The 25,060-nt window shown below is 41.4% G+C and carries 31 protein-coding genes; 1 reads left to right on the forward strand and 30 read right to left on the reverse strand.

Features of this window, described 5'->3' with window-relative positions; all coding sequences use genetic code 11:
• Position 1 precedes the first annotated feature (1 nt).
• The 30 genes from NYR25_08950 to NYR25_09095 form a co-directional block, all read right to left on the reverse strand.
• The gene (locus NYR25_08950; GenBank protein ID UWF33693.1) at positions 2 to 2,386 is read right to left on the reverse strand and encodes a hypothetical protein; all 2,385 of its coding nucleotides are present in this window, start codon (positions 2,384 to 2,386) and stop codon (positions 2 to 4) included.
• A 20-nt stretch (positions 2,387 to 2,406) separates the two neighbouring features.
• On the reverse strand, positions 2,407 to 4,176 hold the full coding sequence (locus NYR25_08955) for a phage tail family protein (GenBank protein UWF33694.1): 1,770 nt from the start codon (positions 4,174 to 4,176) through the stop codon (positions 2,407 to 2,409).
• Between the two features lie 76 nt (positions 4,177 to 4,252).
• Positions 4,253 to 8,797, reverse strand: a complete 4,545-nt coding sequence (locus tag NYR25_08960; protein ID UWF33695.1) for a peptidoglycan DD-metalloendopeptidase family protein — start codon at positions 8,795 to 8,797, stop codon at positions 4,253 to 4,255.
• 257 nt (positions 8,798 to 9,054) lie between these two features.
• Positions 9,055 to 9,429, reverse strand: coding sequence for a phage tail assembly chaperone (locus NYR25_08965; protein UWF33696.1), 375 nt, complete (start codon positions 9,427 to 9,429; stop codon positions 9,055 to 9,057).
• 75 nt (positions 9,430 to 9,504) lie between these two features.
• Positions 9,505 to 10,191, reverse strand: a complete 687-nt coding sequence (locus NYR25_08970) for a phage tail protein (protein UWF33697.1) — start codon at positions 10,189 to 10,191, stop codon at positions 9,505 to 9,507.
• A gap of 13 nt (positions 10,192 to 10,204) precedes the next feature.
• Positions 10,205 to 10,585, reverse strand: a complete 381-nt coding sequence (locus NYR25_08975) for a DUF806 family protein (protein ID UWF33698.1) — start codon at positions 10,583 to 10,585, stop codon at positions 10,205 to 10,207.
• Positions 10,585 to 10,992 (reverse strand): HK97 gp10 family phage protein, encoded by a 408-nt coding sequence (locus tag NYR25_08980; GenBank protein UWF33699.1) that lies wholly within the window; start codon positions 10,990 to 10,992, stop codon positions 10,585 to 10,587. Before NYR25_08980 ends, NYR25_08975 begins: the two co-directional genes overlap by 1 nt.
• A 2-nt stretch (positions 10,993 to 10,994) precedes the next feature.
• Positions 10,995 to 11,342, reverse strand: coding sequence for a phage head closure protein (locus NYR25_08985; GenBank protein ID UWF33700.1), 348 nt, complete (start codon positions 11,340 to 11,342; stop codon positions 10,995 to 10,997).
• Positions 11,332 to 11,664, reverse strand: coding sequence for a head-tail connector protein (locus NYR25_08990; GenBank protein UWF33701.1), 333 nt, complete (start codon positions 11,662 to 11,664; stop codon positions 11,332 to 11,334). The genes NYR25_08985 and NYR25_08990 overlap by 11 nt, the downstream gene beginning before the upstream one ends.
• Positions 11,665 to 11,736: 72 nt before the next feature.
• A complete protein-coding gene (locus NYR25_08995) occupies positions 11,737 to 12,969 on the reverse strand; it encodes a phage major capsid protein (protein UWF33702.1) in 1,233 nt (410 codons plus the stop codon).
• Entirely contained in the window at positions 12,969 to 13,715 is a 747-nt protein-coding gene (locus tag NYR25_09000; protein ID UWF33703.1) for a Clp protease ClpP, read from the reverse strand. The genes NYR25_08995 and NYR25_09000 overlap by 1 nt, the downstream gene beginning before the upstream one ends.
• Positions 13,693 to 14,856 (reverse strand): phage portal protein, encoded by a 1,164-nt coding sequence (locus tag NYR25_09005; protein UWF33704.1) that lies wholly within the window; start codon positions 14,854 to 14,856, stop codon positions 13,693 to 13,695. Before NYR25_09005 ends, NYR25_09000 begins: the two co-directional genes overlap by 23 nt.
• Before the next feature lie 2 nt (positions 14,857 to 14,858).
• Positions 14,859 to 15,053, reverse strand: coding sequence for a DUF1056 family protein (locus NYR25_09010; GenBank protein ID UWF33705.1), 195 nt, complete (start codon positions 15,051 to 15,053; stop codon positions 14,859 to 14,861).
• Positions 15,043 to 16,941 (reverse strand): terminase large subunit, encoded by a 1,899-nt coding sequence (locus NYR25_09015; protein ID UWF33706.1) that lies wholly within the window; start codon positions 16,939 to 16,941, stop codon positions 15,043 to 15,045. The genes NYR25_09010 and NYR25_09015 overlap by 11 nt, the downstream gene beginning before the upstream one ends.
• Positions 16,942 to 16,943: 2 nt before the next feature.
• Positions 16,944 to 17,402 carry a phage terminase small subunit P27 family gene (locus NYR25_09020; GenBank protein ID UWF33707.1) on the reverse strand — a complete coding sequence of 153 codons (459 nt, stop codon included), beginning with the start codon at positions 17,400 to 17,402 and terminating at the stop codon, positions 16,944 to 16,946.
• 190 nt (positions 17,403 to 17,592) lie between these two features.
• On the reverse strand, positions 17,593 to 17,850 hold the full coding sequence (locus tag NYR25_09025; GenBank protein UWF33708.1) for a hypothetical protein: 258 nt from the start codon (positions 17,848 to 17,850) through the stop codon (positions 17,593 to 17,595).
• Positions 17,851 to 17,947: 97 nt separating this feature from the next.
• Positions 17,948 to 18,418, reverse strand: coding sequence for an HNH endonuclease (locus tag NYR25_09030; GenBank protein UWF33709.1), 471 nt, complete (start codon positions 18,416 to 18,418; stop codon positions 17,948 to 17,950).
• Between the two features lie 45 nt (positions 18,419 to 18,463).
• Entirely contained in the window at positions 18,464 to 18,715 is a 252-nt protein-coding gene (locus tag NYR25_09035; protein ID UWF33710.1) for a hypothetical protein, read from the reverse strand.
• Positions 18,716 to 19,223: 508 nt separating this feature from the next.
• Complete coding sequence (locus NYR25_09040) at positions 19,224 to 19,667, reverse strand: hypothetical protein (protein UWF33711.1); 444 nt, start codon at positions 19,665 to 19,667, stop codon at positions 19,224 to 19,226.
• A 199-nt stretch (positions 19,668 to 19,866) separates the two neighbouring features.
• Complete coding sequence (locus NYR25_09045) at positions 19,867 to 20,055, reverse strand: hypothetical protein (protein UWF33712.1); 189 nt, start codon at positions 20,053 to 20,055, stop codon at positions 19,867 to 19,869.
• A gap of 186 nt (positions 20,056 to 20,241) precedes the next feature.
• Positions 20,242 to 20,490, reverse strand: a complete 249-nt coding sequence (locus NYR25_09050) for a hypothetical protein (GenBank protein ID UWF33713.1) — start codon at positions 20,488 to 20,490, stop codon at positions 20,242 to 20,244.
• A 386-nt stretch (positions 20,491 to 20,876) separates the two neighbouring features.
• Positions 20,877 to 21,122 carry a hypothetical protein gene (locus NYR25_09055; protein UWF33714.1) on the reverse strand — a complete coding sequence of 82 codons (246 nt, stop codon included), beginning with the start codon at positions 21,120 to 21,122 and terminating at the stop codon, positions 20,877 to 20,879.
• Positions 21,123 to 21,416 (reverse strand): hypothetical protein, encoded by a 294-nt coding sequence (locus tag NYR25_09060; protein UWF33715.1) that lies wholly within the window; start codon positions 21,414 to 21,416, stop codon positions 21,123 to 21,125.
• A gap of 166 nt (positions 21,417 to 21,582) precedes the next feature.
• Positions 21,583 to 21,954, reverse strand: a complete 372-nt coding sequence (locus tag NYR25_09065; GenBank protein UWF33716.1) for an N-acetylmuramoyl-L-alanine amidase — start codon at positions 21,952 to 21,954, stop codon at positions 21,583 to 21,585.
• Entirely contained in the window at positions 21,941 to 22,090 is a 150-nt protein-coding gene (locus NYR25_09070) for a hypothetical protein (GenBank protein UWF33717.1), read from the reverse strand. The genes NYR25_09065 and NYR25_09070 overlap by 14 nt, the downstream gene beginning before the upstream one ends.
• Positions 22,087 to 22,488: a RusA family crossover junction endodeoxyribonuclease gene (locus NYR25_09075; GenBank protein ID UWF33718.1), complete on the reverse strand. Its 402-nt coding sequence runs from the start codon at positions 22,486 to 22,488 to the stop codon at positions 22,087 to 22,089. Before NYR25_09075 ends, NYR25_09070 begins: the two co-directional genes overlap by 4 nt.
• Positions 22,469 to 22,687, reverse strand: coding sequence for a hypothetical protein (locus NYR25_09080; protein UWF33719.1), 219 nt, complete (start codon positions 22,685 to 22,687; stop codon positions 22,469 to 22,471). The genes NYR25_09075 and NYR25_09080 overlap by 20 nt, the downstream gene beginning before the upstream one ends.
• A 36-nt stretch (positions 22,688 to 22,723) precedes the next feature.
• The gene (locus tag NYR25_09085; protein ID UWF33720.1) at positions 22,724 to 23,110 is read right to left on the reverse strand and encodes a hypothetical protein; all 387 of its coding nucleotides are present in this window, start codon (positions 23,108 to 23,110) and stop codon (positions 22,724 to 22,726) included.
• Positions 23,111 to 23,218: 108 nt separating this feature from the next.
• Positions 23,219 to 24,034 carry an ATP-binding protein gene (locus NYR25_09090; GenBank protein ID UWF33721.1) on the reverse strand — a complete coding sequence of 272 codons (816 nt, stop codon included), beginning with the start codon at positions 24,032 to 24,034 and terminating at the stop codon, positions 23,219 to 23,221.
• The gene (locus NYR25_09095) at positions 24,015 to 24,776 is read right to left on the reverse strand and encodes a conserved phage C-terminal domain-containing protein (GenBank protein ID UWF33722.1); all 762 of its coding nucleotides are present in this window, start codon (positions 24,774 to 24,776) and stop codon (positions 24,015 to 24,017) included. Before NYR25_09095 ends, NYR25_09090 begins: the two co-directional genes overlap by 20 nt.
• A 33-nt stretch (positions 24,777 to 24,809) precedes the next feature.
• On the opposite strand from NYR25_09095, the gene NYR25_09100 reads away from it, so the two are divergent.
• Positions 24,810 to 25,058 (forward strand): hypothetical protein, encoded by a 249-nt coding sequence (locus tag NYR25_09100; GenBank protein UWF33723.1) that lies wholly within the window; start codon positions 24,810 to 24,812, stop codon positions 25,056 to 25,058.
• Positions 25,059 to 25,060 lie beyond the last annotated feature (2 nt).

Below are 25,060 nucleotides of genomic sequence, written 5' to 3' on the forward strand. Positions count from 1 at the left end.
TTCACCTCCCTTCTTCATCATTGCTAATCGTAGGCATTGGCAAACGTTCTTTGATTGGTATTACAAAGACACGTTCTAAAGCATTGCCTTGGTGTCTACAATTGAAGGTAACCAATAGTTCCGGCTGGTTAGTCTGGCTATTATAGATAACGTTGCAGGTTTCAGGCTCAACAACATCATCGGTTAATCTTAAATCCATATCCAGTAAATAGTTAGAGGCAAATTCTTGCCCACCATGAACAACATTAACTGCGTACACCATACGAGGGTCTTTCATGTTGTAATCACCCGAGTGAAAGTACACATATGGAAAGTCAATGCCTTGTGATTGGTAGGTTTGCTGGGCCAGGTTAAACCCATAGTTGGTAACATTAAAACTATATAGCACATTGTAATTGCCTTGTTTAACATCATCGAGCCGCAGTACATCCTGTTTTCCATTAAAGTAGCCACACAGTAAGTAACCATGTTTGAAATCAACGCTGACTCGTATATAACGATTGACAGTGCAGAAACGTGTAATACGATCATCATCATTGCTTAGGGTCACGTTAGCAAGGTATGGTATGCGACTAATTGCATATTCGTTAACGTTTAAATTAAGCTTGGTTGCGGACCAAATGTAAATAGCCCCATTTATCTCTTCGATTGAAAAGCTAGAGCCATGCCCGCCATGTGAAATAATCATCTTGCTAATTGGCTTGAAATCTGTGTCATGTAATACAAACATTACATCGCCGGTTGTACTTTGATTAATCGCCCGGCTAGTTATATACTGACCGTTGCTCAAAGGACACATATATTGTGCCGCGTCAGTTATTCCTAGTGTACTGTCGTCTGGGTCAAAACTGCCCAAATTACGAATAGCATTAGTTTGTAGCTTGATTTCTGGTTCGTTTTGAATGTAACTGGTTTCGATGACCCCGCGCAGTGTGCCAACGGCACTATAGGGTGCTTGTACTAAATAGCCAGTTTGGTTAAAGCTATTGTCAATCGAACCGTCCGTATTATAACGGTGCCAAATAAATCCTTTGTTATCAACATAGGCTGAAATATTAGTATTACCTTCCCAAGCCTGTAAGATTAGCCGCTTGGTTTGCGTGGTATCAGTGAAGTTGTTGCCGTCAGGAGTTAAAGCAACTGGCTTAACCGAACTAGCGTCCTCCTTTGCCTTTTCGAGGGCACTATTAATAGCGCTTTGATAACCTTGCATCCAGGCCGGTGTGGCAACAGGTACCGTGACGTATTCACCAAAGCCAACGGTGTTGCCATAAGGATTGGCAAAGGAGATTGTCCGTTGAATGACTCGGCCACTAGCGTCTAATACCGGCTTGATTAACTCATCTTTAAACCTAATCGTGGCACCTAATGGTGGGTTAAAAGTTGGTGTCACATTAACCTCATAATATGTCCTAGGATGATTGAAAAGTTGCAACATCTGCTCAGCCCACGACTTTAAACCAGCCGCATGTTCAATTGTATTAGCAGTAATAACACCTTCGTAATAAAGTCCGCTTTGCCAATCAGGGTTATATTTCTGATTAGCTTCATCATCAACAATGTAATTTTTTCCATCATTGGCAGCAGCTATGGTATTACCGTTATAACCATAAGGAATCAGCTTGGTAATCGGTGTTGAAACGGTCGTACGTTTTATGCTAGTGATATTTTTGCCGAAGATTGCTTCGTTGTACACCTTATCGGAATTCAACTGGTCGACAATTTCACAAGTCTTCGATTGAACATTGCCTTGTGAGTCAATTTCAACGTAACAATCAACTTCCACGTTATAGGTCTGCAACAACGTTTGTAATAGTGATGATGCTTTAGTCTTTCCATCAATTGAAATATGTGGAGTCATTGCATTAGCTGTATTAAATTTAAGTGTCCAGCCCGTATCACTGAACACTCTCGTAAAGGCGGTCTTAATATCTGTATCTGACTCAGCCATAGCAACTGGATAATGATGAGCCAACGTGAATAGACACAAATTAGTAAAGTTAGCCGTTGTTACATGTTTAACAGCAGCAGTATTACTTTCTTCCACGCTGTATATGTGCATAACATACCAGTGTCCCGACAAGGCATCATAATAAGCGAGATTGTTGCCAGCGACTACTTTGTCTGAATCAGGCTGACCTTGAAGCACGTCTAATGAACCTTGATGGTCGAACTTCTTAGATTGGGCATTTAGGTTGATGGTGCCGGTGTAGCTATCCTTAGTGCCTACATTGACGTCATCATCGTAGGAGGTACTAGTTGTGTCGGCATCGGCTAGTTGAATTTTGACGCTGTCGTTTGAAAATTTAGTGGCACCATCAATAGTTAGGGTGCCAATCCGTTTCAAACTCGGATTTAGAATTAAATATTGATTGGTTAAAGCCATCGCTTAACCTCCTTGTGTTGCTATAATAGTTTTGGTAGATATCTAAGCGTCATTTTAGCGTCATCTAGGTCGCCCACCATAGTTAGCCCGTTTACACCCGGTTTTAATTGCGGATAATCGGTTGACCACACCGGCGATGCCAAACGTCCATTGACGGTTACGGTATCAGTCTCACAGTCCATAACAATCTCTTCCCCTGCATTAGCAATATAAGTAGGTTCATTCGGTTGTGGCTGGGTGTGTTTCCAGACTTGTAAGTCGGTGAGGGTCATGTAAGGTGCCATGTATTGTACATTGTTAAAGTCTTCCGTGATGGTGTGCTTGAGGAATGTTTGACCAAACCCGCCTAAGGCTGACTCATATTCATTGTTAGTATCTACCCAGCGGCCACGGGCAATTAAATACCTATTCGTATTGCGATAAGGGTGGCCATCATAGAGACTATATTGATGCAATTCCCACGTATAAACGTTGCCGGACTTTGTCAAGTCCATAAATACCCAAGCATTGGTTAAGCAGTTTCTTTCTTCTTTGTTAATAGTTGTCACATACTTATCCACGGTCTCTTTGATTGTTTTCTTCGTTACCTTGCCTCTCTTAGACCTGCTAGTTTTAGTCACTGTTTTAGTGGCTGTTTCAGTTTTAATCTTAACTTTTTCGTCTCTTTTATTGGCAAATGCACCGCTAGGGCCATATCCCCAGTAAAGTGTCTGGTGATTATCGTCATCAAATGTGCTTCCCGGCTTGCATAGCTGTAGTGCCACATAGGTTTTGCCACCTTGCATATGGTCGCCGATGACAAACCGGCCAATCGTATTACCACTGGCATCGAGCAATGAAAATTGTGCTTTTCCCATTGCCCGTCCATTATGAGTGCCTGAGTATCGCATATGATGTAATCCAGCGCGAACGCGATAGTTGGTTAACGCCTCGGTCATCCCAGTATACCGATAAGTAGGGCCTAACCAAGCAGTATCAAGTGGATTAGTTGGCATCGCCCCAAAGTCTTTTTTACCATTCACAATTGCCACTTTCATGACTGTTGTATTGCTATCAATCTCAGCGCTACCTTGATACTTGTACTTACCATCGGTCTTGATACCACCAACGGCATTGGGATCGCTAGTCCACATCCCCATACTAGCAATAGGGTCATTAATCACACTAATGTCGGGTTGAACAGCAGTAGCTTGGTCTTCCGGTGACTCAGGCCCTAAACCAAATTGACCACCATTAAGATTAAAACCAATGTATTTTAATGGACGTTTAGGTATGACCTGAATAACTGGGGCTGTTCGTGCAGTACCATCAACAGTAATCGTGTTTAAACCATTATTCAAAGGCTTCTCAACCTGTGGCAGAGTTGCCCGTGGGTCTGACTGTACAAAGGTAATCGTAAGCGTCATGTCATACATACCCGGGTTAATCGGGGCTGGATCACTAATTGCGGTAATATGCCCCCAATACGTCACCTTAGGTTCAAAGCCAAATACTAGTGGGTATTCTTTACCATTATCGCTAGGGTCATCGCTTAGTAGTAAACCGCTTAAATTGTGCATCACCTGATTAAATCTGTCTTGGTTATCAGCACAGTAGATTGATACCGGAATATTAATTGTCCGGCTAGTAAAATCCGTGCCATTGAACTGGTTACCATACATGGCCGGTATATCAGTCACCTGTTCAGCCATAGCAGGGGCACTAGGCAATACCACGTTACCCATCTCAACTTGTAAATCGTCCCGGCTATTTAAGCCAGCATATTCAAAATCATCTCGTTGTAAGGTCACGATTTAACCTCCTTTTTAAATTTAACTATGTAAAAAGGGCGCCCAATTAAGGACGACCCTTTGGTTGATTAGGATATTAGTACCCCATCATTTGGGAGTATTGTGAAGCTGTCTTATTGTCCGATTTAACGGCATTGACCACGTCAGATTTAGCAATAACGGCTTGTACATTACCCATGTTGCCTAAAATGGCGGACATTAAGCTGATTAGTTTATCAAGCTTCTTATTACTTTCACTGTCTGTTAGCACAACCTGACTACCATTGTTGCCATTTACCATTTGACTAGCCTGTGTAATTAGCTGGTTAGCCCGTGATTTATTAGTCAACGGCAATACCATTTCAGGTTTGTTATGTTCAGCAATTTCGTATAATCCGTGGCTACCGATAATTCCACCGTTTTCGTAGCCATGTCCGTTACCGAGGAAACTCAATCCGCTACCATAACGATGTTTTGCGTAGTTTAAGCCGGCTAAAAGATTGTCGTATCCATTCCAAATATTGTTATGTCCAGGTAAATGATAGGCACTAAATGTCCCCGGTTTAACTTGCATCAAACCTTCTGCATGCCCGTCAGCTAAACCGTCTGTGCCACCCATCGCCTTAGGGTTACCACCAGATTCAGTATTAATCTGTCGTAGCACTCGGCTAACCATGTTTTCACTGGTTGAAAGTCCAAGTTCGCTTAATGCACGTTTAACGTCAGATCTCCAACGCTGTACACCTGAACCACCGGGGTCACCACTACCGCTGTCACCAAACATATCAGCTAACTTACTGATAAACTTCCAGAATCCGCCACCAACTTGCTTCTTAATCATCTTTTGAAGTGAATTATTAGTATCACTGTCGGCATCGGAACCTTTATCTTTACCATGCTGTTTAGTAATATCCAGCCAGCCGGCAGTACTCATACCATTTCTGCTCCAAACTGAACCACCGTTTGTTAAACCAACGTGTAAGTGAGGCCCAGTTCCAAGCCCTGAATGTCCTAGAACGCCCAGTGTATCACCAGTCTTAACATGCTGCCCTGTATGAACTCTAACATCTTTTGCGTTACCAAATTCTTGGTAAATAATTTCTTTACCAGTTGAATCACGAGTAACAATGTTATATCCAACGGCTCCCCAGCCAGCGGGAGGATTGCCAACGCGGATAACCGTACCACCGTGCATAGCATGGAATGGAGTTCCCACTCTTGCGGAGAAGTCATTACCATCATGGACGCCACCACCACGAGGTGAGCCAAATCCATCAGTGTGCGTCCAGCCACTACCTGGTGATTGCCAGCCACCACCATATGAACCGCCACCACTTAAATCAACCATTGACCAAAGTGTTGACCACCACGTCTTAGCTTGTTTCTCAACGCCATTAAATAGGCCATGACCAATGTTGCTCATGACACCTGCAACGCCCTTAGAAGACCAGCTAAACAGGTTTTCGAGTGACTTAATCGGGTGAGCAATAATGTTAGTAGCGGTCTTAAAGAACTTCTCTAAGCTGCCAACCTTCTTACCGACCCAGCTAGTGACTCCTGAGATACCACTAGTGACACTGTTTAGAATATCACCAAAGAAGCCAGTACCCTTTGCATACTTAGTCACGCCTTGCATACTCATTAACATGGCTGTCTCACTAGCGCTCAGCACTTCTGATCCAGCGGGTAACATCATCTTAGTGTTACGTCCTTGAACAATGCCTGAATCGCCATTAGGTAGTACAACCATTTCTTTGTTACCAGTTTGGGGACTGTCGTTACCATCATTAAGCACTGCCATAGTAGGCCGTGTAATCGGATTCCGTGATCCACTAAACACACCAGTACCAGTGGCAAAGTGAACATGGCCTAAATCGGCGATAGTCTTCCTTTTACCACCAAACATGTGAATAACACTATCAACCGCATTGATACCGCCATTGATAAGGTCGATGACATCGTTCATGCCGTCTCTAGCTAGGCTCTTTAAATCTTTCCAAAGGTTTTTAAAGATATTCTCAACGCCCCTACCTAAACTAGACCAACCTGATCCAAAGGACTTTTTAAAGGCTGATAGCCAGTCACCCATTGAATGGCCGAACACTCTAGTATGGCTCAAGTCTTTATTCCAGTAACTATGCAAGTTAGCTCTCATGGTGTCCCAATGGTTATTCCATGAATGTGACCAGCTTTTCTTCCAGCCAACCCATCTGGATCCCATACTACTAAAGAAGTCTCTGGTATGCTTATAGGATTTATTCCATGAACTATGCAAGTTGCTAGTTGTGTTATTCCAGTGTGTTGACCAGCTCTTTCTAAAGCTAGACTTCCAGCTACCCCAATTCTTGCCAACGGTGCTAAAGAAACCCCTAGTGTTCTTAACGGAACTGTTCCAGCTTCTTTTAAGTGCCTTACCATTGTTCGACCAGTGTTCGTTCCAACTCTTTCCAAAACTCTTCTTAAAGCCGTTCCATTTTTTAGACATGTTGCCTAGTGCTTGACCTACCGACTTACCGACATTTGAACCCCATTTAGCAATACCTTTTCCTAAGTTAGCCACTGATTTAAACGCATTATTTACCCAGTCACGAAACGGCTTAATGTGCTTGTATGCTAACACTAGTCCAGCGGTTAAGCCCGCTAAGGCAACCACAGCAATGCCAATCGGGTTAGCGTCCATGGCCGCGTTGAGTAACCATTGAGCGGCTGTTTCTTCACCACTAGCTTTAGCGGCTAGCCTTTGAGCCGTGCTTAGTGACCTAATAAATCCAATTGTTTTACCAATACCACTAGCAATCCCTAGGAATGCCCTACCAATACCTGCTAGTTTAGAAATGGCAAAATAGGTTACAATGCCTTTGCCTATGGTTTCAATGGCACCTTTATGCTTGGCAATAGCGGCAGTAGCGTCAGCCACTCCATTCATGCCTTTTGAGGCATCTTTAGAATGTCCACCAATTAGCTTTAAAGCACCAGCTACAGCTGACCATGCACCCTTAGCTAAACTGCCAACAATGCTAGCAAAGGTGCCGCCCATCTTCTCGATTGGCTTTTCATTCTTGACTAGAAAGCTGATAACATTACCGACATACTGGCCAGTTTTCTTACCAAGCGCGCCAACTAAGTCACTTAAAGACTTCTTAACATTATCTAAAGCACCCTTTTTTTCGGAAATTCCATCAATGGCCTTTTCGACACCAGCAACTAAGGGCTTGGCAAAGGCTACTTTCAAATTGGTGTAAGTACCTTGAATAGCGGCCATCTTACCCTTAGTTGTATCGCCGAACTCTTCCCATGCTTTGCCGCTTGTTTTAGCAGCCTTAACCATATAGCCTTGCAATTGCGAGCCGGTTATCTTACCAGTTGCCAGCTGCTTGTTAAAAGCATCTGTTGACATACCACTAGCTTTAATGATGGCCTTTTGAAGCTCAGGCACTTGGCTAAAGGTACGTTTAAATAAACTGGCGGTTACTTTAGTACTACCAGTTAGTCTAGCAATCCCTTGAGTAAGGCTAACTATCTGGTCGCCTGATTTCCCAGCTGCTGAACCATAGCTAGCTAATACCTCGGTCATGTCGCGGGCTTTGGAGGTACTGTTGGTTATAGCAAAGAATTTCTTCTGCATGGCATCAATAGCTCCGCCGGACATGTTAGCCTTAGAACGAATGTCACCAATCTGCTTTGTCATCTTGGTTGCTTCACTGTCTGACAGACCTAAATTAGTCCACTGCTTCTTAATCGTAGCCCCTGCTTCGGCTAGTTCATAACCTTGTTTGGTAACTCCTTTAATATAGCCTATTGCACTAGATGCGGCGTTACTAATTGTGTTACCAATAGCAGCCCCAATGGCAAAGTGTTTAGTTTCGTCCTTAGTTTTCTTTTCTTCTTCTCGAACTAAGCCTAATTTAGACTTGGCAGAATCGAGCATTCGGGTAAAGGCCGTTGGTTTAGCCTTATTCATGGCTGAATCTAACTCATTAGTCTCACTTTTGAGCTTAGCCATGCTAGTGGCAGTCTCATTAACACGCACTTGCTGACGTTTATAAGCGTCACTAGTAGCACCACTGGCATTCTTAATCCGTTCCAGTTCTCTAGTTTGAGCCTTATACTGAGCCTCCATGTTAGAATAGGCCTGCTTTAAGCCACTCAATTTGGCCTTGTTAGCTTCGGCCGACCTACCTTCGGCTTCTAGGCGCTTCACATAGGATTCGCTTAAAGCTGTACTCTGTTTATAGCCCTTTTGTAAGTCGGCTAAACCTGAATTGTAATACTGTAATTTAGACTTAGCCCGATCTAACTGGCCACCCATACTGTCATATGACCGGCTAGCTTTGTTAATTTGGTCAGCTAGTTTTAAATATTGCTCTTCACCGCTTTTGGTATCTCTGTTTAGGCCTGATTGACGGGACTTTAACTCGTCAATCTTAGCCTTTTGCAGCTCCATTGATTTGGCTAAGCCATCTACCCTAGCGGCGGCAGCTTTTTGATATTCACCAGCTGATTTCAAGGCCGTCTCTTGGGCTTTCCAGCCACTAGTGTTAGCTCTAACCTCAGCGGTTAACTGCTTGAGCGATTTAACAGCTTCTGCTGAATCTAGGCCAACCCTACTGGTCATCTCACGGCCAACTACTTTTTTTGCCATTCTTTAGCCTCCTTTTTGGCACAAGCGCTATAAACCATACGTTTGATTAATGGCCTCTAGTGGGTCAACCAGTTCAGCACGGTCTTCCTTTTTACGAGCGTTTAAAGTTTCTAACATACTAAAAAAGGGACTATCATCGAATTCTTTCGGTGATAACCCCTCGGTTAATAATTGTTGAGCTAGCAGGTTGAAGTCTTCCTGTTGGTTTTTTAACTTTAAAACTTCTCGCTTAATCTCACTGTTACGCTTGTGCCGGCTTATTTTGACGACTTCGCGTCTTTGATAGCTTTACGTTGCTTCTGTTCAGACAACTTAATATCAGCGTCTGAAATACCATTTAGGCGCATAATCAAGTAACCAACACCTTCGCCAAAACGCTCAATTGAGACAGTATCGTTAATCGTTTCCATCTGCTGATCAGTATAGCCCATTACTCGTTGTACAAAATCGGCCATATCGTCCTGCAATTCTAGGCCGTTTTTCATGGCGTCTAGTTCAGCAATCTCTTTTTCAGTGTCTTGTGACTCCAGCATGCCAATTTGAACCTTGGTAGCCAACCGAATAATATTGTTAGTTGGTGTTACATTGGCCGTTTTGTTGATTCTAAAGTAATTTTTTGCATTAATTTTCATAGTGATTTGCACCCCTTTATTTAATTTTGTATGTATTAAAAGGCCACCCAATTAAGGGAAGCCTTTTAATTGCTGCTAGTGGCTAGCTGCACTGCCGGGAACTACAGTGGTTGTACTAGCTGTACTACCGGTTGCACCGCTTGCTGGCTTGGTATAACCACCAAATGTTTCAGCATATAGCTTATCTAAGTTGAAGTTAGGGTCATTTGACTTGGCAATCATATAAGGTTGTTGTACCCCATTGGCAGCTAAGAAAATGTCTGGCTTCAATGGTGTTAAAACAGTACCATTTAGAACCGTTGAGTAAGCTGCTTCATTGTTGGTATCAGTTGAGTTGTTAGATGCTTCTTCAACGAATTCAATGTTATTAAAGCATTCATAAATTGAGATGTCACCATCTAGTGATTGAGATTCGGCAATCATCGCCACATGAGGCTTAGGTAACTGACGAACCCAAGCACCCGTGTTAGGGTTTTGTGTGTATCCCTTTAGCATTTGGTTAATCCGAAAATCCAAGTCCAAAGCGGTTAAAGCCAATGTAGGCATAGACTTACCATAAGCCGTACGCTTGATTTGTCCATTTCCCCAGCCAGGCGTTCCGGCCGCTTCAATCGCAGTCACGTTAATTTGACTGAAGCCTTCGCCATTATGATCGGCAACATAGATTCCGTCAGCAGATAGACCTTTTGTAGCGTCTTTAATTAGGTCTCCGTTATCGTCTAGTAAAGCAAAAGTTGCTTTTACAATATTATGTTTTGACATTTAAATCTCTCCTTTAAATCATTTCATTTTTAGTTACATAAATTGTTTTCGTTACTTGGTTGGTATCTGGGTCTATCGAATGATGTTGACTAGATACAATTAACCAGCCAGCCTCTTTAAGGCTTTTCATCAAAGCTATCTCAGCTTCCAATGGATTAAAGTCATCGGCTAGGTCAATCTTGTAGAAGATTTGAATCTCAACACCCATGGCTAGGCCTTTAAACGTGCTGTTTGCAAGATAGGCCGGGCTTGAATCGGTTTCTTGCAATAGCATGACTGTACTAGTAGTGTTGTCTAAATCTTCATTCGGTATTTCATTCAGATAGACTTTATCAAGCCACGTTAGATTGAGGGAATCAACTAGGCTGGCTACCTGTGATACTGGTAATAACACTAGTCATCGTCCCCCTTCTTGTACTCATCTAGCATGGCGTTAAAAACATCATCTTGTGAGTCGTCTAGGTTCTGGTCAACAAAGTGATCAGCCCTAATATGTTTAGTCCCATCATTTAAACGTCTGGCATTCATATCATGGTACTTATTAGTCCAGCCGACAATTGATCTACCATCATGTTCACCGTCTATATCGTTAGCGTTATAGCTTATGTGGTCAGCCATGTGTCCGTACGTTTCGTCTTTATGTGAGCTGTAGTGTTTCTTTCGCGTGGCTTCCGTCAAGTTATCAGCTAGCTTCTTAGCGCCGGCCGCGGTTATCTTCTCTTGTTCAGCTTCGTTAGGGATTAGCTTTTTGACGTCTTTAAGCCATTTTTCTAGTTGATCGGCCATATCATCGTATGCCATAGCTAGACCCCCTTAGTAACCTGTTTGAGCGTCAAATAATCGCAAGACAGATAATTACTAGAATCATCTATGCTGTCATTGATGACATCGTAAAGCTTACCTTTATACTTACATCTAATGCCTTCGTGAACTTTAGGATTATGCCTAATAATAACCACTACTTGCTCTAGTTGTTCAGCTGTTAGTTGATACGAAGATGCAATCGATCGTGTATAGGGTGCACAGTATAAACTAAACTGACTAACAAATGTCTGTTTACTAGTTCCATTAATAGGATTTTGAACAGTTTTAACAGTGCCAATCTCTATACGTTGGTTAAAGTCAACTGGAGTTAACCTATTAGTTGCCATTGCCGTTCACCTCATCTTGCTTTTGACTATACAGGCCTCGTAATTGGCCAATGATTGAATCAACAACTAAGTCAACTGGATTAACAGCGTTTGAAGTGATTGATGTCCGATAATACCAGTATGAACCAGCTAAGGCGTAAACAGCCGTTTCAAACAAGTCACTCACACCTTCCATTTCATAGAAATTCGGAACGCTATTGTCGTCCCCAATGGCCTGTTTAATGTAGCTAGTGGCTGCAGACAAATAGCCTGTTAGCAGCTTGTCATCATCATCGCCATCAATTCGCAAAGATGATTTTAATGTTTCTAAATTGGCTGCCACTTAAATCACATCCTTACTTAGCCGCCCAGATTGTTACTGCACTGTTTATTTATTGGCGACATAGGTGGCTAATTACTTAGCAGGGGTCATTGAAGTAGCACTCGCTGCAAAGTTGGCCGGTTGGTCAGCAATTGCACTGAATGATCCTGCAACAAAGGCGTCCTTATCAGTAGCTTCAACATCAAAGCGATCAATCACACGAATCTTGGTTTGATCTTTTTCAAATGCACCACCGCCAATATTGGTAGTCAATAAGGACATGTTTTCTCGGTCAAACAAAGTTACCGCTTGCGACAAATCGCCATAGTAAAGTGGATAAGCCGGTGCTGATGCAGTCCCAACATTAGGCAACCACTTATCAGCTACCTCTACAACTCGCTTGCCATGGATTAAATATTGATCAGGTTGTGTTGGATCAGGTTGCAGTAAGTAACGTCCCATAGCATCCTTAACCTCGGAAAGCACATTTAAACCTGACGTATTGGTCATTAAGAATGATGTGGACTTAATAGCAGGGTCAACGGCAGTGTTAATCATCGTAATAATGTCATCGAACTTAGATAAGTTAGGCTTCTTAGGTGCGTTGTTCATTGCCGCAATGATTCGAGTGTTACGAGTAACAACAACCTTCTTAGCAATCCATTGAGACAGCCAAGTCATGATGTTGTCAACTGTATCTTTTAGTAACGAATTAGTGGCAGTGGTAATGCCAGCATACCGATGGATTGTATATTTGATAATGGATAGCTTAGGATCATCATTATCACCAATGGTAGCTGTTTCATCATCTAAATCAGCTAACGGAGTAACGTCAGTCCATTTTTCGTAAACACGCGACCCAGTTTGAGTTGTAACAGCTTCCCGATTAACATACTGTTCCAATGAATCGTATTGACGAACGAGCGCATTAATTGCTGTTTGAATATCTTGAGGAATAGTCAAACCGATTGCGTTACCATCTTCATCGGTAGAAGAAGTTACCAAGTTCATAACTTTAGGGTCACCTTTAATCATGCCTTGGAAGTTCTTAATGAACTCAGCTTTGATGTCTTTTTCTTTATCATCAAGTGGGGTCTTGTCCTTGTCATTCATGTTGGCAATTTCTTGTGCCTTGCGTTCTTCTTCCAATTGTTCATGTAAAGCATCACGACGGGCAACCGCATTGTCGCGTTCTTGTTTCATTGCTTTAAATTTTTCTTGATCAAAACTGTCGTCAAGGACAGCTGCGTTTAATTTGTCGTTTAAGTCTGACACCTTTTGCCCTTGGGCAATCCAAGCATCATTGATTGTATTAATATTAGCCATTAGTTGGCCTCCTTTTCATTTTTTCCAAATAAAATAGTCAATTTGCTGTTTCGTAATTCAGCAGATTGACTATTAGTAGTATTTTCTTCTTTAACCGGCTTAGCTTTATCCTTATCCGCCTTGTAAATTAAGTTCATCAATTTGTTAACTGCAGATTTAGGTGGAATATGTGAAATGGCGTTCACCGGTTGTAATTGTTGATCATTAGCAAACATAATTTCGTCAGCGAAACCTTTATCGACGGCATCACTAGCGGTTAACCATGTTTCGTTTGCCATTAGTTGTAGCAAATCGGCTTGATCCATGCCGGTTTTTGTTTCATAAGCACTGGCAATTGATTGATCAATGCCATTTAAAATACTGGCTTCATGCTCTAAATCGTCAGCATTACCAGCTGGTTGTGACCATGCTTTATGAATCATAATTTGGGCAGTTGGTGAAATGTTGATATGATCGCCAGCCATAGCAATCACGCTTGCCGCACTAGCGGCTAAGCCTTGAATGTTAACTGTTACATTGCCAGCATAATTCTTTAACATGGTGTAAATCTCACTAGCTGCGAAAACATCACCACCGTTGGAAGCAATGTCAACTTCAAGTGCTTCATCATCACCATCATCGTCGTCATCATCATTTAAAATGTCAGCAACACCCGAAGGTGATACTGCTGGCATTCCAAAGAACTGATAGAAACCGGCTGTTTGATCATCAACAATATCGCCTTTAATCATTACTTTCTTTGTCATCATTATCACCTCCTTTTTCTGATTTAGCCTCAGGCATTTCATCTGGTAAATAACCAGTCTGTTGTAGTAACCAAGTTGCTTGATTATTGGCAATTGCGCCATTTTTAGTTAGCCCTGCTAGGGTAGTTGCAAATGAGTCTCCCAATGGGTCTACAGCAGTTCGCATATTGGCTGTAATCTTAGCATTAAGCTTATTATCCAACTCGGCTATAATCGCCTGTAAGTAGCGATTAAGGGCATTGGTGTACATACCCTTAATTTGGTCAATATTACTTTGCTGGTCGCCTTGGCCGTTTAAATAGCTATCAGGAATGCCGAAAACTTTAGCGATTTGCTTACTCGTCCAATCTGTTTGGCTTAACAGCTTAGTAACATCGGCTTTCATTTCGAGTGGCTTGTAATCTTCAAGTTGGTCAATAACTACCGGGCCACCGTTGGAATTGTTTACCTGTTTCATGAAGTTACGTGAACGGCTGGCCTTCATCTTCTCACTTAACAATCCGCCATGCTGAATAGATAGGACGCCCGGCGCGCTAATTGACCGTGCTAGTGCAGCCAACGTTAAATTGTTAGATGAATTTTTGACTTGTAACTCATTCGATAATGCTTTTAAAGGACTATTACCCGTCATACCGCCATCGGTACTAGCCCATCGAATATGAATCATGTCAGACTGCGGTACATTTTGAAGCACGCCTAAATTAGGCTCGTCAAAGGTAACCGTATAGGTTAAGCCGCTGCCATCATCTAATAAGTAGGTTTGTACTTGGCTAGGTCGCAAATATTCCCAGCGTAAATCTAAACCGTTAGGATTGCGCCAACGGTATGCAAAGCATTCGCCACCCAATAGCAATTGTGCATACATCGACTGCCAAAACGTGTGACCGTTAGTTGTCGTGCTAGGATTGTTTAAAATCCCTTGTGCTCGTGGCATATTGGCCGTTAATTGCACTGTGGCTAGGTCTCCAGATATTTGATTAACTGCTGAATAAATATCTGAATTTTTCAAAGCTTCTTTGGCACTGACGTACTCATTATCGCCAGTTGGTGACAGAAAGCTAACGATATTATCGTCTTCTACTGGCACACTTTGAATACTAACTGAATTATTTATTGCTTTTGGTGGCTTAAAAAAAGGCATTATTAATCACCTCCTTTTTGGCCAGCTGTTACGACTTCCGAAAGCCAGCCAACCAAAAATAAAGCTACAGCAATTGCTAAAACGCCTTGAGCTTTTCCAAATAAAAAGGCTGCATATACTCCAGCAATTATGCCTAGAATAAAACACAACACGTCAAAGTAACGCCATACAGTTGCAAAAAATTGTCTAAAAATCATCAATATCATCTCCTAGCAATCCCGATTCCGGGTTATTAAACCATTCAAGAACTTGTTTTTCGTTCATACGTTCGACCTGTTTATCCGGATTGTTTACGTCTGAGAAGTCTTCAAAGTGATACATGGCTTGGAATAAGGCATCAATTAACGCGTCGACCACATCAATCTTCAACGTAGCCTTAGCTTTATCGACTTGAATGCCAATTTTGTCTTCATAAATTTCAGCATTTAGCAATGCCTTTTCCATAATCCGATCATCCAAGCGATCTACCGACCCTTCAACAAACATCGTCTGCAGGAACTTAGTTGGATCTTTCAATTCACTAGTCCGCTGCCGAATGGCTTGCAATGGCCACCCAGAATTTAATTCCAGTTGCTTGATTGTAGGTGTTAGCCCAAACGAATCATAGCCAAAGAAAACAACTTCCAGTCGATGCTGCTCAACAAAGTTAAGTAACCACTGATAAACTTGCTCGTCATTAATTAGCCCTTGGGGATGACTAGTAATTGTGCAAAATCCTTTTTTAGCTAAGTCACGATAATTAATACCGTCTTGCTTTTCTTTAGCTTCAATTGAACCGGCTTTCTGCCAAGGAATAAAGCTGTGCTGATAAATAAACCATCGTGGCTTGCCATTATTATCACGATAAGGAAATACAAATGCCAGTGCCGTGTTATCACTAAACATCGAGTAATCAAAGCCAATATAAACTTGGCGATCATCGAAACTAAACGATGGCACAATGGCTTTTTCAACGTCAGGCAGTTTCAGAAAGCTGTCCACTGATTGTTCTAACCACAAGTTAAGGTTTTTATTTTGGAAATCGTTGAGTGTGCCTGACAAAGCGTCAGAATCACGCTTATCGGTCAAGCCGTTCAGTAACACTTCACGTTGGTTCGGTAAATCTAGCAAGGGATTACTTTTTACCCACATATCGGGCTTGTAAGTTTCATTCAGATTATCCTGCGACCAAATAAGTCCCAAATATGTATCAGCATCGCGCAAATAATCTTGTTCCATAGCTTGCTGAATCATACGCTCATCATCGTGAAACGGAACAGTGGGATCAGGATACGCCGTTGAAATTTGAATAAATTGCTTATTACGTACCTTAACTTGGCCTGACACAATCTTAGAAATCTTTTGTCGTGTCTTAATTTCACCAATTTCATCAAAAATCGCCGTTGTAAAGTGGAAACTATCGTACTGGCCGGCTTCATGACTGATTGCTCGCAGTTTATTGTTATTGCTACTCATAACAACTTGATCAGATTGAGACGATAATGTACGAGTATCTAGCCCACTATCAGCAATCAACGACTTAAATGGTTCAATCGTTGCAATCTTGGCTAGCATCGATTTAATGTAGCCCAGAATCTTGCTCGTTTGTTTGTAATTAATTGATGAAACTAAATAGTCTTGGTTAGATAGTCCCAATGATTCAATTAAAAAACTGTAAGCGGTAATAATCGCCATGAGGTAAGTTTTACCTTGGCCACGTGCAACTGAAACGATAGCCCGTGAAAAACGCTTGCCACCGTCATCATTGCGCCAGCCAATTAGCATCGCCATAATAAATTTCTGCCACAGCATAAGCTTAGTTGGTTCGCCCGTATCAACGTTCGGACAGATGGCAGCGAATTTAAGCACTTGGTCTACTTTCTTAACCGAATAAGTAAATGGAAATTCAACGCTACCTTGTCGTTGCAAGTCTCGAATATGGCGAAAAGCCGCTAACTTAATCAGATAGCCAGTAGTCACCTTCTCATCGAGAACATCAAAAGCATACTTTGTACCTGGGTCAGTGTATTGCTGACGAAGCGCTGAGCAGTCTAATGCTTGATAAGCTCCAATAACATCATGTGTTTGGGTTAAATCAATCTTCATTATTACCCTCCCAGAAATTCTTTCATTCGATCAGCGACGCTTCGCTCGTCTTTGCGGTCATCTAAGTTTAACTTGAGTAAATCACTGCGCGATTTTGGCGACAAGCCCAATTCAGCGCCTAACTTCGTCAGATTCTTGACTGCTGAATCGTAAATTTGTGTCATCGGGTTTCGCTTGTAGCCCACGAAGTCTCGACCGATTTTTTTACCAGTCTGATCTTGCAACGTCTTATAGATTGCTTGGACTTCACCGTTTTCCTGAATGTGTTTATACGCATTGCGATAAATCTCATATTGGGAAGCATATTGCTCTACCAGCCCGCTATCAATGCGCTTAACTGGGGTATTGTCTTCTAAAAAAGGCACTAATCGACGCCAAACGACCTTAGCTTGCCGGCCTAAGTAAGCTGGTGGTGTACGTGATAATTTCCCGCCGTTGACGTCTTTATCCACTTTTTTCATTTTATATGCCTCCTTTCATCATCCGGCGACCCCCCCTAACTAAAAATTTTAAAAAATTGTTTCTATCACAAGATGATGGCTATGTGTGTGCTCTTCCTGGGATGTGTTAGGGGGCGGGGGTTGTTTTAATTACCATTGCGACCAATTATACTCAAAAAGTTTAAAGTCGCTTAAATCGCACGACAGGTGCCTATAAAGAGATGGCGATTGACCAATGCAAGTTTGGATTTTTTTTAATCTGATAACCTTTGCTTCTTAGCATCTGTTTCAATTTTCTCTTTTGGTTGGGATTAAAGCTGTCAAGGACAATGCAAACTTCGTGCTTATTTTCAAGAGCAGCTTTTTTAATTTCAGTTGCAACATACTCAATTTGTTTATCAGTTAGTCCTTGTTGCATTGCTGATTTAATTACTTTGTAACCAGGAATCTTATCATATCTGTTCTTCATAACTGCCACTATCCTTTCTATTGCCTTAGCATCTGACTAAGGTGTTCGTTCTTTAACTCTGATTGTTTATCAGTATCAATGTATGGCTTCAATATCTTCACTCCTCATTCATTAACACAACGATTGCCGATACATCATTAATCGGTTCTACATTTTTTAACTCGTTGCCTTGCCCTGTGCCATAGTGTGCTTGTTCCCATTCCGTCTTAGAATGATGGCAACTCCCACAGATAACGGCTAAGTTATCAACGTTAGCTTTCAATGTTTCGTCAAACTCAATCGGTATAACGTGATCAACCGTTTTAGCAGGTGTGATAACGCCTTGCACTTTGCAGTAAGCACACAAGTAATGGTCGCGTTCCAAGACTTGTTGCCTTAGGTGTGACCATTGCCTTGTACGATAGAAGTTGTATTGCTGACGCTTGTCTTCGTTGCGATAGCGAGTAATAGTATTGTACTTGTGTGTGTATTGTTTATCATTGCTGCGTGCCCAACGTTGCCGACTAGCTAGGTACTCAGCTTCATGCTCATAGTGTTGCTGGCAATAGTGGTTAGGGAAAGTAACCATCGCATGGCAGTTAGGATAGCGGCATCTTCTAACTCTTGGCATTGTCTACACCTTCATAGTTAATGATTGAATCCACTCTAAATCAGATGGTTTCATATGCTTCAATGCTAATGAAGAGACGTGTACTTCATCGTACTGAAAGCCATCTTTAATGTGTTGTTTCAAAGATACCCAATCTATTGTTACGTTAGGTTCCGTAATTAATTGCTGTCTATTGTAATTAGGCTTTCCATTACCATACAGTTTCAATTCGTTATAAGCATCATTTTTTGTATAACCTACGACAAGAACTTTCATTTCCTTATCCTTTCAAGTTGCTCTTATTCAATAACCACTACATAATAAAAAGCCACACGGCGATTGTGCCATGTGACCTTAGCGTTATAACTATGAGATGGTAAGGATTTACACCTTACATATACTGGATTTTGTACTCTCCTACTTGTTCTTGGCTTCTTTCAACCTTAGCTTCGGATAGCGTCTACCTATTCCGCCACATCTCACCTGGTAGTTGTCCCCGATGGTTTCCAAGTAGGACTTATGCTGGCCTTTCATGTATCTCCACCAGACTTCTTTTATGTTTGCCTTTCCGTAGCTACCAACTACGTCAAACACACCGGTTATAAGACAGCAAGGAATCGAACCTTGCGACAAACGTAACATGCCTTTCCCTGATTGGATTTGTTGAAACGGAAATCTGCCGAACCATCTGCCCTACATCTTTCGATACTACCAATATAACGGATGATAACTCCAAAAGTACTCAAGTTTTACTCCAAATTTACTCCAGATTTACTCCACTTTTTTATTTTACAAAAGCTTGGCACTCCAGCCTTTCAGCTACATCTAATAGTGCCGCTTCATGCCAGTTGAAATAAGTAGTCGATGACATATTGTAATACCTGTCGGGCAATCGTTGCATTAATACGTCCATGTAGTAGCCGTGGTCTTCCTCGTATCCTTCACAATAGACAATCTTTAGGAGTTCACGATAATGGTACTTTCTACAACTGTTGATTGCCCAATCTACCCATTTACAGAACACTTTACCTTTTTCGGCATTAATCATTCTTTGTTCAACATATTCTGGAGCGGGTGCCGTTGCACTTGGTGCCCCATCACCAAAGCTGACGGTAACTTTCGGGTTAACCGGAGCATTGATGTAAGCTTTGTACTTACGGTATTTAGACAATATTTTTCTTGCGTTATACTTGGTCTGCTCTTTATCTAATTCTGGTAATAATGTCATGCCCCGTCACTCCTGTTATAATAATGTTGTTGAGATTATTAGATCGAGGGCACGTCTATGAGGTGCTCTTTTTTATTACCATCATTCATCGTCGAATTCATTCCACATTTTCTTTAAACCTGTACTAAAACATAGTTCACATGTTTCAAACTCTACTTCTTCTTCATTCGTTTCAATATCAACAAGTTTGATTTTTTCATTATTCCACCTCTTCTAGATTGATTTTGTAAACCTTGCCACCAGTTTGTTTCGCTAATTCTTTTGCGTAATCTTCATTGTAAAACGTTGCGCCATTTATGGAATTTGCAAATGTATAAACCATTTGTGATGCAGATACTGATTCTTTTAGGTATAAATTCCCTAACTTAACTATGTAAATGTTTTCCATACTTAATCATCCTCCTTTAATAATTACCACTAATTAATGCCCACTTCGTAGTATCAAATCTTTTAATTTTATAGCACTTAGGGCAACCGGCAACTACTTCTTTGTGCCATACACCCGATATATCTGATGGGACATTTGCCACACGCAGAAATACCCAATCATGCTTACAGAATAATCTCACCGTTATTACACCTCTTCATAAGTTTTCCTGAAAATGTCGTCAGCGATTGCCCAATGCTCACCCTCAACACCCGTAGCAATCCAATCACCTATATTGATAGCCAAATCGCCTTCAAGGGTTGGTATTGAAAACGTAGGATCCCAACCATCAATTACAAAGTTTTCTTTCACAATCCCATATTTATCAATCATTTCATCCGAGCCATCAAACTGTTCAGCCTTGATAGTTGCTATTTTGCGATATTCTTTTAGCATTGGTTGTCCTCCAATTTTTCTGCCTAATCATTCCAATATGGATAAATCAGCAGTGTTATGCCCAAAAATAATAATGTGCTGGCTACATCGTTGCGGTATGTTCCGAAAATCGTAAATGCCATCATCACTATGTAGGCATGTTCATGAAGCGAACTTATAATTTTACTCATCTTCTACCTCTTTATAAATTTTCACCAAGCGATTCTTTCCAATATATATTAGCTATATTTTTCCGCCACACTTCCCAGTAAGTCATGTCGTAAGGACATTCATTCCATTCAGCTAAGTTCTTTTCAACAGGTACCTAATCCTTATAGCAAAGATAAAACGACATTATGAATATAATTGGAATTAATATAAGAGCAAGGATTCCAAACAAAACATCTTTAATCATCTTCTACCTCCACAAACTCAAGCAGTCCAGCATTGTTGTAAGCATCGTATTCGGGCCACTTTTCTTTAACTTCCTCCTCTGTAAGAGCACCACCCGTAATTCCGTCACTGCCTGTAAGGCCTAAGATTACCTTCCCTTCATCATCTAATCTAACATACTTCCGAAGACCGTGTATCCCTTTTAACTTAACTACACGTCTTGGTTTTTCAAATGTTTTTACATATTCTTCTTTAGTCATCTAGTCGCCCTCCTTGAATCTTTCTAATACCGGCTTAAATTGATCTTCCAATCGGTCCAACTCGTCAAGATATTGTGTTAATTCCATCACATCATTATTGTCACGGATCATTAAATGAATAGCGGCGTTAAGAGCGTACCTGACACTCGGATAGAAACCAAGTTGCTTCATGACAGGTAAATTGTCCTTGTCTAACTTAATCGCTCCAGAATCATCTCTGATGAACTTCATCAAGGTGTGATTGTTGTGGCTCTCGATTTTAATCTGGTAATCTTCGTTAATTTTGATAATCATTTTTTTATCCCCCTAATCAGATAAGTGATCCCGCTAATCCACGTCTGTAAAATAATCGCCGCTATAAAGATTGCTACGCCAATCAATCCACTATGCAACACATGCCCGATTAACACTGCTGGCAATAGCCAAAAAACGCATGAGAAATACCACAGCATGAACATAATTAGACTTCCTCCGGTTCAAATTCCACATCAATGCCTACCTTCGCCATGCCAATCGCAATTTCTTCGGCTTCCTTCAGCGCTGCTTCTTTTTCAGCAAACAGTTTAGCTTCTTCTTTCGGTGCTGTCCATGAGATTTGATTCATATAACCTTTATCATGCTTGTTTTTCAGCACATAAAAATTGTGTTGCTTCACTTCGAAGTTGACCTGCTCACCGATCGGACTAATAGCCGCATGTAAAATGTCCGCCTTCTGTTTTGCCCGTTTCCATTTTCTGAACGGCGTAGCATCTTCAATGCCCACATATTGGTGGGCTTGGCCTCCTAACCTACGATAATATCTATTAGTTGCTGTGTTCTTAATTACGTACATTTTTTTCATTCTCCTTTTTAAATTTCTTTTTCCGCCAATGTTCCTGTTCGTCGACTACGGCTTTTTCAATACGTTTTAAATCATCAATCGTGTAATTATTGCCGTAGATTTCTCTAACAATTTCCTCTGCCGTCATAACTCTTCAACCTCCATTTCAACTCTAGGCTCTTCGGCATACATCTTTTCCATCTCCACGCTCACAATCTGATTATCATCGTGCCATACAACGCCTGTGCACGCGTCTGTCACCGCTTTAAATAAGTTATCTATGTCGGGCTTAAAGATGGGTCTATGCTCGTTAGAAAGTCTTCTGTTACGTTCGGCTTTTGACACACTTTTCTGAACGGAGCGATAAAACGTAGTCTTAACTTTCAGTGCGCCCATTAGTGGTTCGCCTTTGTATTGATTTCTAACAATTAAGTGAGCTCTATCTTTATAAGCTTTGTATTTCGGGGCAATGTACGCCCAGCCTTTCCGCGTCACCCTTGGTCTACTAGCGGCTACTGGCTCGCCGTCAATTACTAGCTTGATCACTTGAGGACACCTTCTTTTTACATACTTTGTACCAGTGGCTAGCAACGTTATAGCTTGCCATGCCTAATTTTTCGGCAATTTCATCAAACTTTGCACCCTTGCTTCTTTCGGCAATTAGAAACGCATTTTCCTTTTTAGTCCACTTCTTAGGAGTCCTCTTGTTCTTGCCCTTTTTGATTTCGATCCCGAGTTCTCGCAAATCTGAATAGATCGTTTGAACCTCTACGCCCAGTTTTCAAGCAATATCTGCATAACTAAGGTTCCTATCAAGCATTTCTGGAAGTAGGCTCTGCCGGGCAACCTTCATCTTGTGCCGAGTCATGCTAATCTCGCCAATATACTTACGCTTTTTAATTTTTGAGATGCTTAACCCACGTGCTCTGCGGAAACCTTCGTAGTCACCACGATCTAACAATTCCTGCTCAATATCGGATTGCTTAACAGCCGTGCCAACCCTTACATAGCGCATCGGTTCTGGCATGTCCATATAGATGCCATCTTTACGATCACCATCATATTTTGTGTAGGTATTAAGTAACCACTTGTGCAAGTCCGACTTATGCTCGCTTTCTCCATACACCTCTTTACTGTTAACCCCGACCAATTGCCACATTAGCTTCACACTCCTTTGCTTTTCGGTATTCTACATTGCAATTCGGGCAGGGCATCACCTGCATAATTGCGCCATTTGCTTGGTACACAATTTGCGTACCGCCACATAATTTACACATTAGAAAATCGCCATCCTTTTATCTTCTGTCTTTTCAAATTTGATAACCGCGTCGTTCTTAACGACACCTTTGTACATCCGACTTAATAATTTTGGGTTATATATTTCCGATAGTTCTTTACTGCCCAAATTAGTAGTGATAATTGTCCGGCTCCGCTTGTTTAAGACACCAAACAGCACCTGCTGTACATATTCACTCGCTTCTCTTGATTCGCGCCTAAACGACGCCTCACTGCCCAAATCGTCCAATACAAGCAAGCTAACCTTACTGAGCAAGTCCACCATGCGAGATTCAGTGTAGTAGCTATCCCGATGCTCGAACGAATCCTTAATTTTCCGCATCATCTCGTTTATCGAAATGAACAAGCAGGAAGCGTTAGGCTTGATGTTTTCATTGACCCCTTTTAGCATCGAAATTGCTAAGTGCGACTTACCGACCCCCGGCTTACCAGTAATGATTGTGTTAGCCTGGTAGTTGCGATCCATGTACCTGTATACGATTCGCTTAGCCTTTTTCAGGTTCATTTCCGCTTCACTACCAGCTTCAACCTCATAGTTATCAAAACTTGCTTGCCACAAGTCCTCATCATCAACAATCGAGTCCTTTTTTAGGACTTCATAAAAGCCCCGTTTGTAGTTCCGCAATGCACCTATCGTGACTAACTCGTTATTTTTATGTCTACGCTTCTCCTCAACGCATTTAGGACAGAAAGGCTCATGGTTAGCCAACATTAATAACTTTTGTTCTGGATGAATTTGGCAGTATTCATTTGTTTTCTTCACATGCTTTAGTAACTCAAAATTCAACCCCGCCATAAGATTGCGTCCCTTTCTCTGCCTTTGGTTTAATTTGTTGGTTTAAATACTGATCGAACTTGTTTCCAAATAAAGTGCTTGGCTGTAAATATTTAGCTGTAAAGAATGAGTTAGCATCGTTTGCGTCTAGTACCTTGTTATCAATTACCTTCTTAAAATCGTCTAAGCGATAACCTTCATGCCATCTAGCACGAATCAGTTTCTTGTTAGATTCGACGTTTCTAAAATGCTTACCAGCTTTTTCATTTAGATAGTCGATTATTTGTTTGTATTGGATATTGTCGGACTTGTCCGACGTATTATTGTTAGTCTCTGTAGTAGTCTCTGGTAGTCTATTGGTATTGGTTGGTACTCCCAGTCCCATTCCATTGGGATTGTCAGTCCCTATCGTTGGTACTGTCAGTCCCAATGCTGACCCCAAATTGTCCAATGCGTCATAATCGATTCTGTACCACTTTGTTCGGTCAAATTTTGCTTTGTTATAGTTCCCAGTAATTAATATTTTCTTTTTTTCTAGGTCTTTTAAGTAACGCTGGATTGTTTTTTCCGATAGCCACGGAAACTGTTCATGCCACTTAGTAGCACTGTTATAAATCCAACGATGCCCTTCTTTAACATTTGTGGATTTCATAAGCCAGTAGTGCATTTGTTGAAGTATAATAGCCTTATCAACACTGTTTAGTTTTTTAGCTAGTGATGGTAAAACTTGCAGGGGTGGCTCATTAATTAGCAATGTTTGCATTTAATCACCTCATTTTTGAAGGAGTTTAGAGTTATGAAATTTGAAAACATATATCATGTTGAAGAGATTAAAGTTGACGGTAGCTCGGAATTAGTTAACCTGTTGTTACAACACGGCTGGAAGATTTTGAATATCGTTTCTGATAGCCAATGGGACCGATATGAAGGCAACGCCACAACTTCTTATATCATCATCGGCGCATCTAAAGATGTGTTCGAATCCTATTCGTTCAAAGATGCTAAAGAAGAGGGTGGGACAAGCTACGGTGATATTTCGTTTTAATT

Origin of the sequence: Pediococcus acidilactici (assembly GCA_024970065.1) — a bacterium.
Classification (GTDB): Bacteria; Bacillota; Bacilli; order Lactobacillales; family Lactobacillaceae; genus Pediococcus; species Pediococcus acidilactici_A.

Excerpts from the sequence above, each read along its gene's own strand:
- NYR25_08950 (UWF33693.1), bottom strand. The coding sequence starts at position 2,386 with ATGGCTTTAACCAATCAATATTTAATTCTAAATCCGAGTTTGAAACGG.
- NYR25_08960 (UWF33695.1), bottom strand. The coding sequence starts at position 8,797 with ATGGCAAAAAAAGTAGTTGGCCGTGAGATGACCAGTAGGGTTGGCCTA.
- NYR25_08965 (UWF33696.1), bottom strand. The coding sequence starts at position 9,429 with ATGAAAATTAATGCAAAAAATTACTTTAGAATCAACAAAACGGCCAAT.
- NYR25_08970 (UWF33697.1), bottom strand. The coding sequence starts at position 10,191 with ATGTCAAAACATAATATTGTAAAAGCAACTTTTGCTTTACTAGACGAT.
- NYR25_08980 (UWF33699.1), bottom strand. The coding sequence starts at position 10,992 with ATGGCATACGATGATATGGCCGATCAACTAGAAAAATGGCTTAAAGAC.
- NYR25_08985 (UWF33700.1), bottom strand. The coding sequence starts at position 11,342 with ATGGCAACTAATAGGTTAACTCCAGTTGACTTTAACCAACGTATAGAG.
- NYR25_08995 (UWF33702.1), bottom strand. The coding sequence starts at position 12,969 with ATGGCTAATATTAATACAATCAATGATGCTTGGATTGCCCAAGGGCAA.
- NYR25_09000 (UWF33703.1), bottom strand. The coding sequence starts at position 13,715 with ATGACAAAGAAAGTAATGATTAAAGGCGATATTGTTGATGATCAAACA.
- NYR25_09005 (UWF33704.1), bottom strand. The coding sequence starts at position 14,856 with ATGCCTTTTTTTAAGCCACCAAAAGCAATAAATAATTCAGTTAGTATT.
- NYR25_09010 (UWF33705.1), bottom strand. The coding sequence starts at position 15,053 with ATGATTTTTAGACAATTTTTTGCAACTGTATGGCGTTACTTTGACGTG.
- NYR25_09015 (UWF33706.1), bottom strand. The coding sequence starts at position 16,941 with ATGAAGATTGATTTAACCCAAACACATGATGTTATTGGAGCTTATCAA.
- NYR25_09020 (UWF33707.1), bottom strand. The coding sequence starts at position 17,402 with ATGAAAAAAGTGGATAAAGACGTCAACGGCGGGAAATTATCACGTACA.
- NYR25_09025 (UWF33708.1), bottom strand. The coding sequence starts at position 17,850 with ATGAAGAACAGATATGATAAGATTCCTGGTTACAAAGTAATTAAATCA.
- NYR25_09030 (UWF33709.1), bottom strand. The coding sequence starts at position 18,418 with ATGGTTACTTTCCCTAACCACTATTGCCAGCAACACTATGAGCATGAA.
- NYR25_09035 (UWF33710.1), bottom strand. The coding sequence starts at position 18,715 with ATGAAAGTTCTTGTCGTAGGTTATACAAAAAATGATGCTTATAACGAA.
- NYR25_09040 (UWF33711.1), bottom strand. The coding sequence starts at position 19,667 with ATGACATTATTACCAGAATTAGATAAAGAGCAGACCAAGTATAACGCA.
- NYR25_09045 (UWF33712.1), bottom strand. The coding sequence starts at position 20,055 with ATGGAAAACATTTACATAGTTAAGTTAGGGAATTTATACCTAAAAGAA.
- NYR25_09050 (UWF33713.1), bottom strand. The coding sequence starts at position 20,490 with ATGCTAAAAGAATATCGCAAAATAGCAACTATCAAGGCTGAACAGTTT.
- NYR25_09055 (UWF33714.1), bottom strand. The coding sequence starts at position 21,122 with ATGACTAAAGAAGAATATGTAAAAACATTTGAAAAACCAAGACGTGTA.
- NYR25_09060 (UWF33715.1), bottom strand. The coding sequence starts at position 21,416 with ATGATTATCAAAATTAACGAAGATTACCAGATTAAAATCGAGAGCCAC.
- NYR25_09065 (UWF33716.1), bottom strand. The coding sequence starts at position 21,954 with ATGTACGTAATTAAGAACACAGCAACTAATAGATATTATCGTAGGTTA.
- NYR25_09070 (UWF33717.1), bottom strand. The coding sequence starts at position 22,090 with ATGACGGCAGAGGAAATTGTTAGAGAAATCTACGGCAATAATTACACG.
- NYR25_09090 (UWF33721.1), bottom strand. The coding sequence starts at position 24,034 with ATGGCGGGGTTGAATTTTGAGTTACTAAAGCATGTGAAGAAAACAAAT.
- NYR25_09095 (UWF33722.1), bottom strand. The coding sequence starts at position 24,776 with ATGCAAACATTGCTAATTAATGAGCCACCCCTGCAAGTTTTACCATCA.
- NYR25_09100 (UWF33723.1), top strand. The coding sequence starts at position 24,810 with ATGAAATTTGAAAACATATATCATGTTGAAGAGATTAAAGTTGACGGT.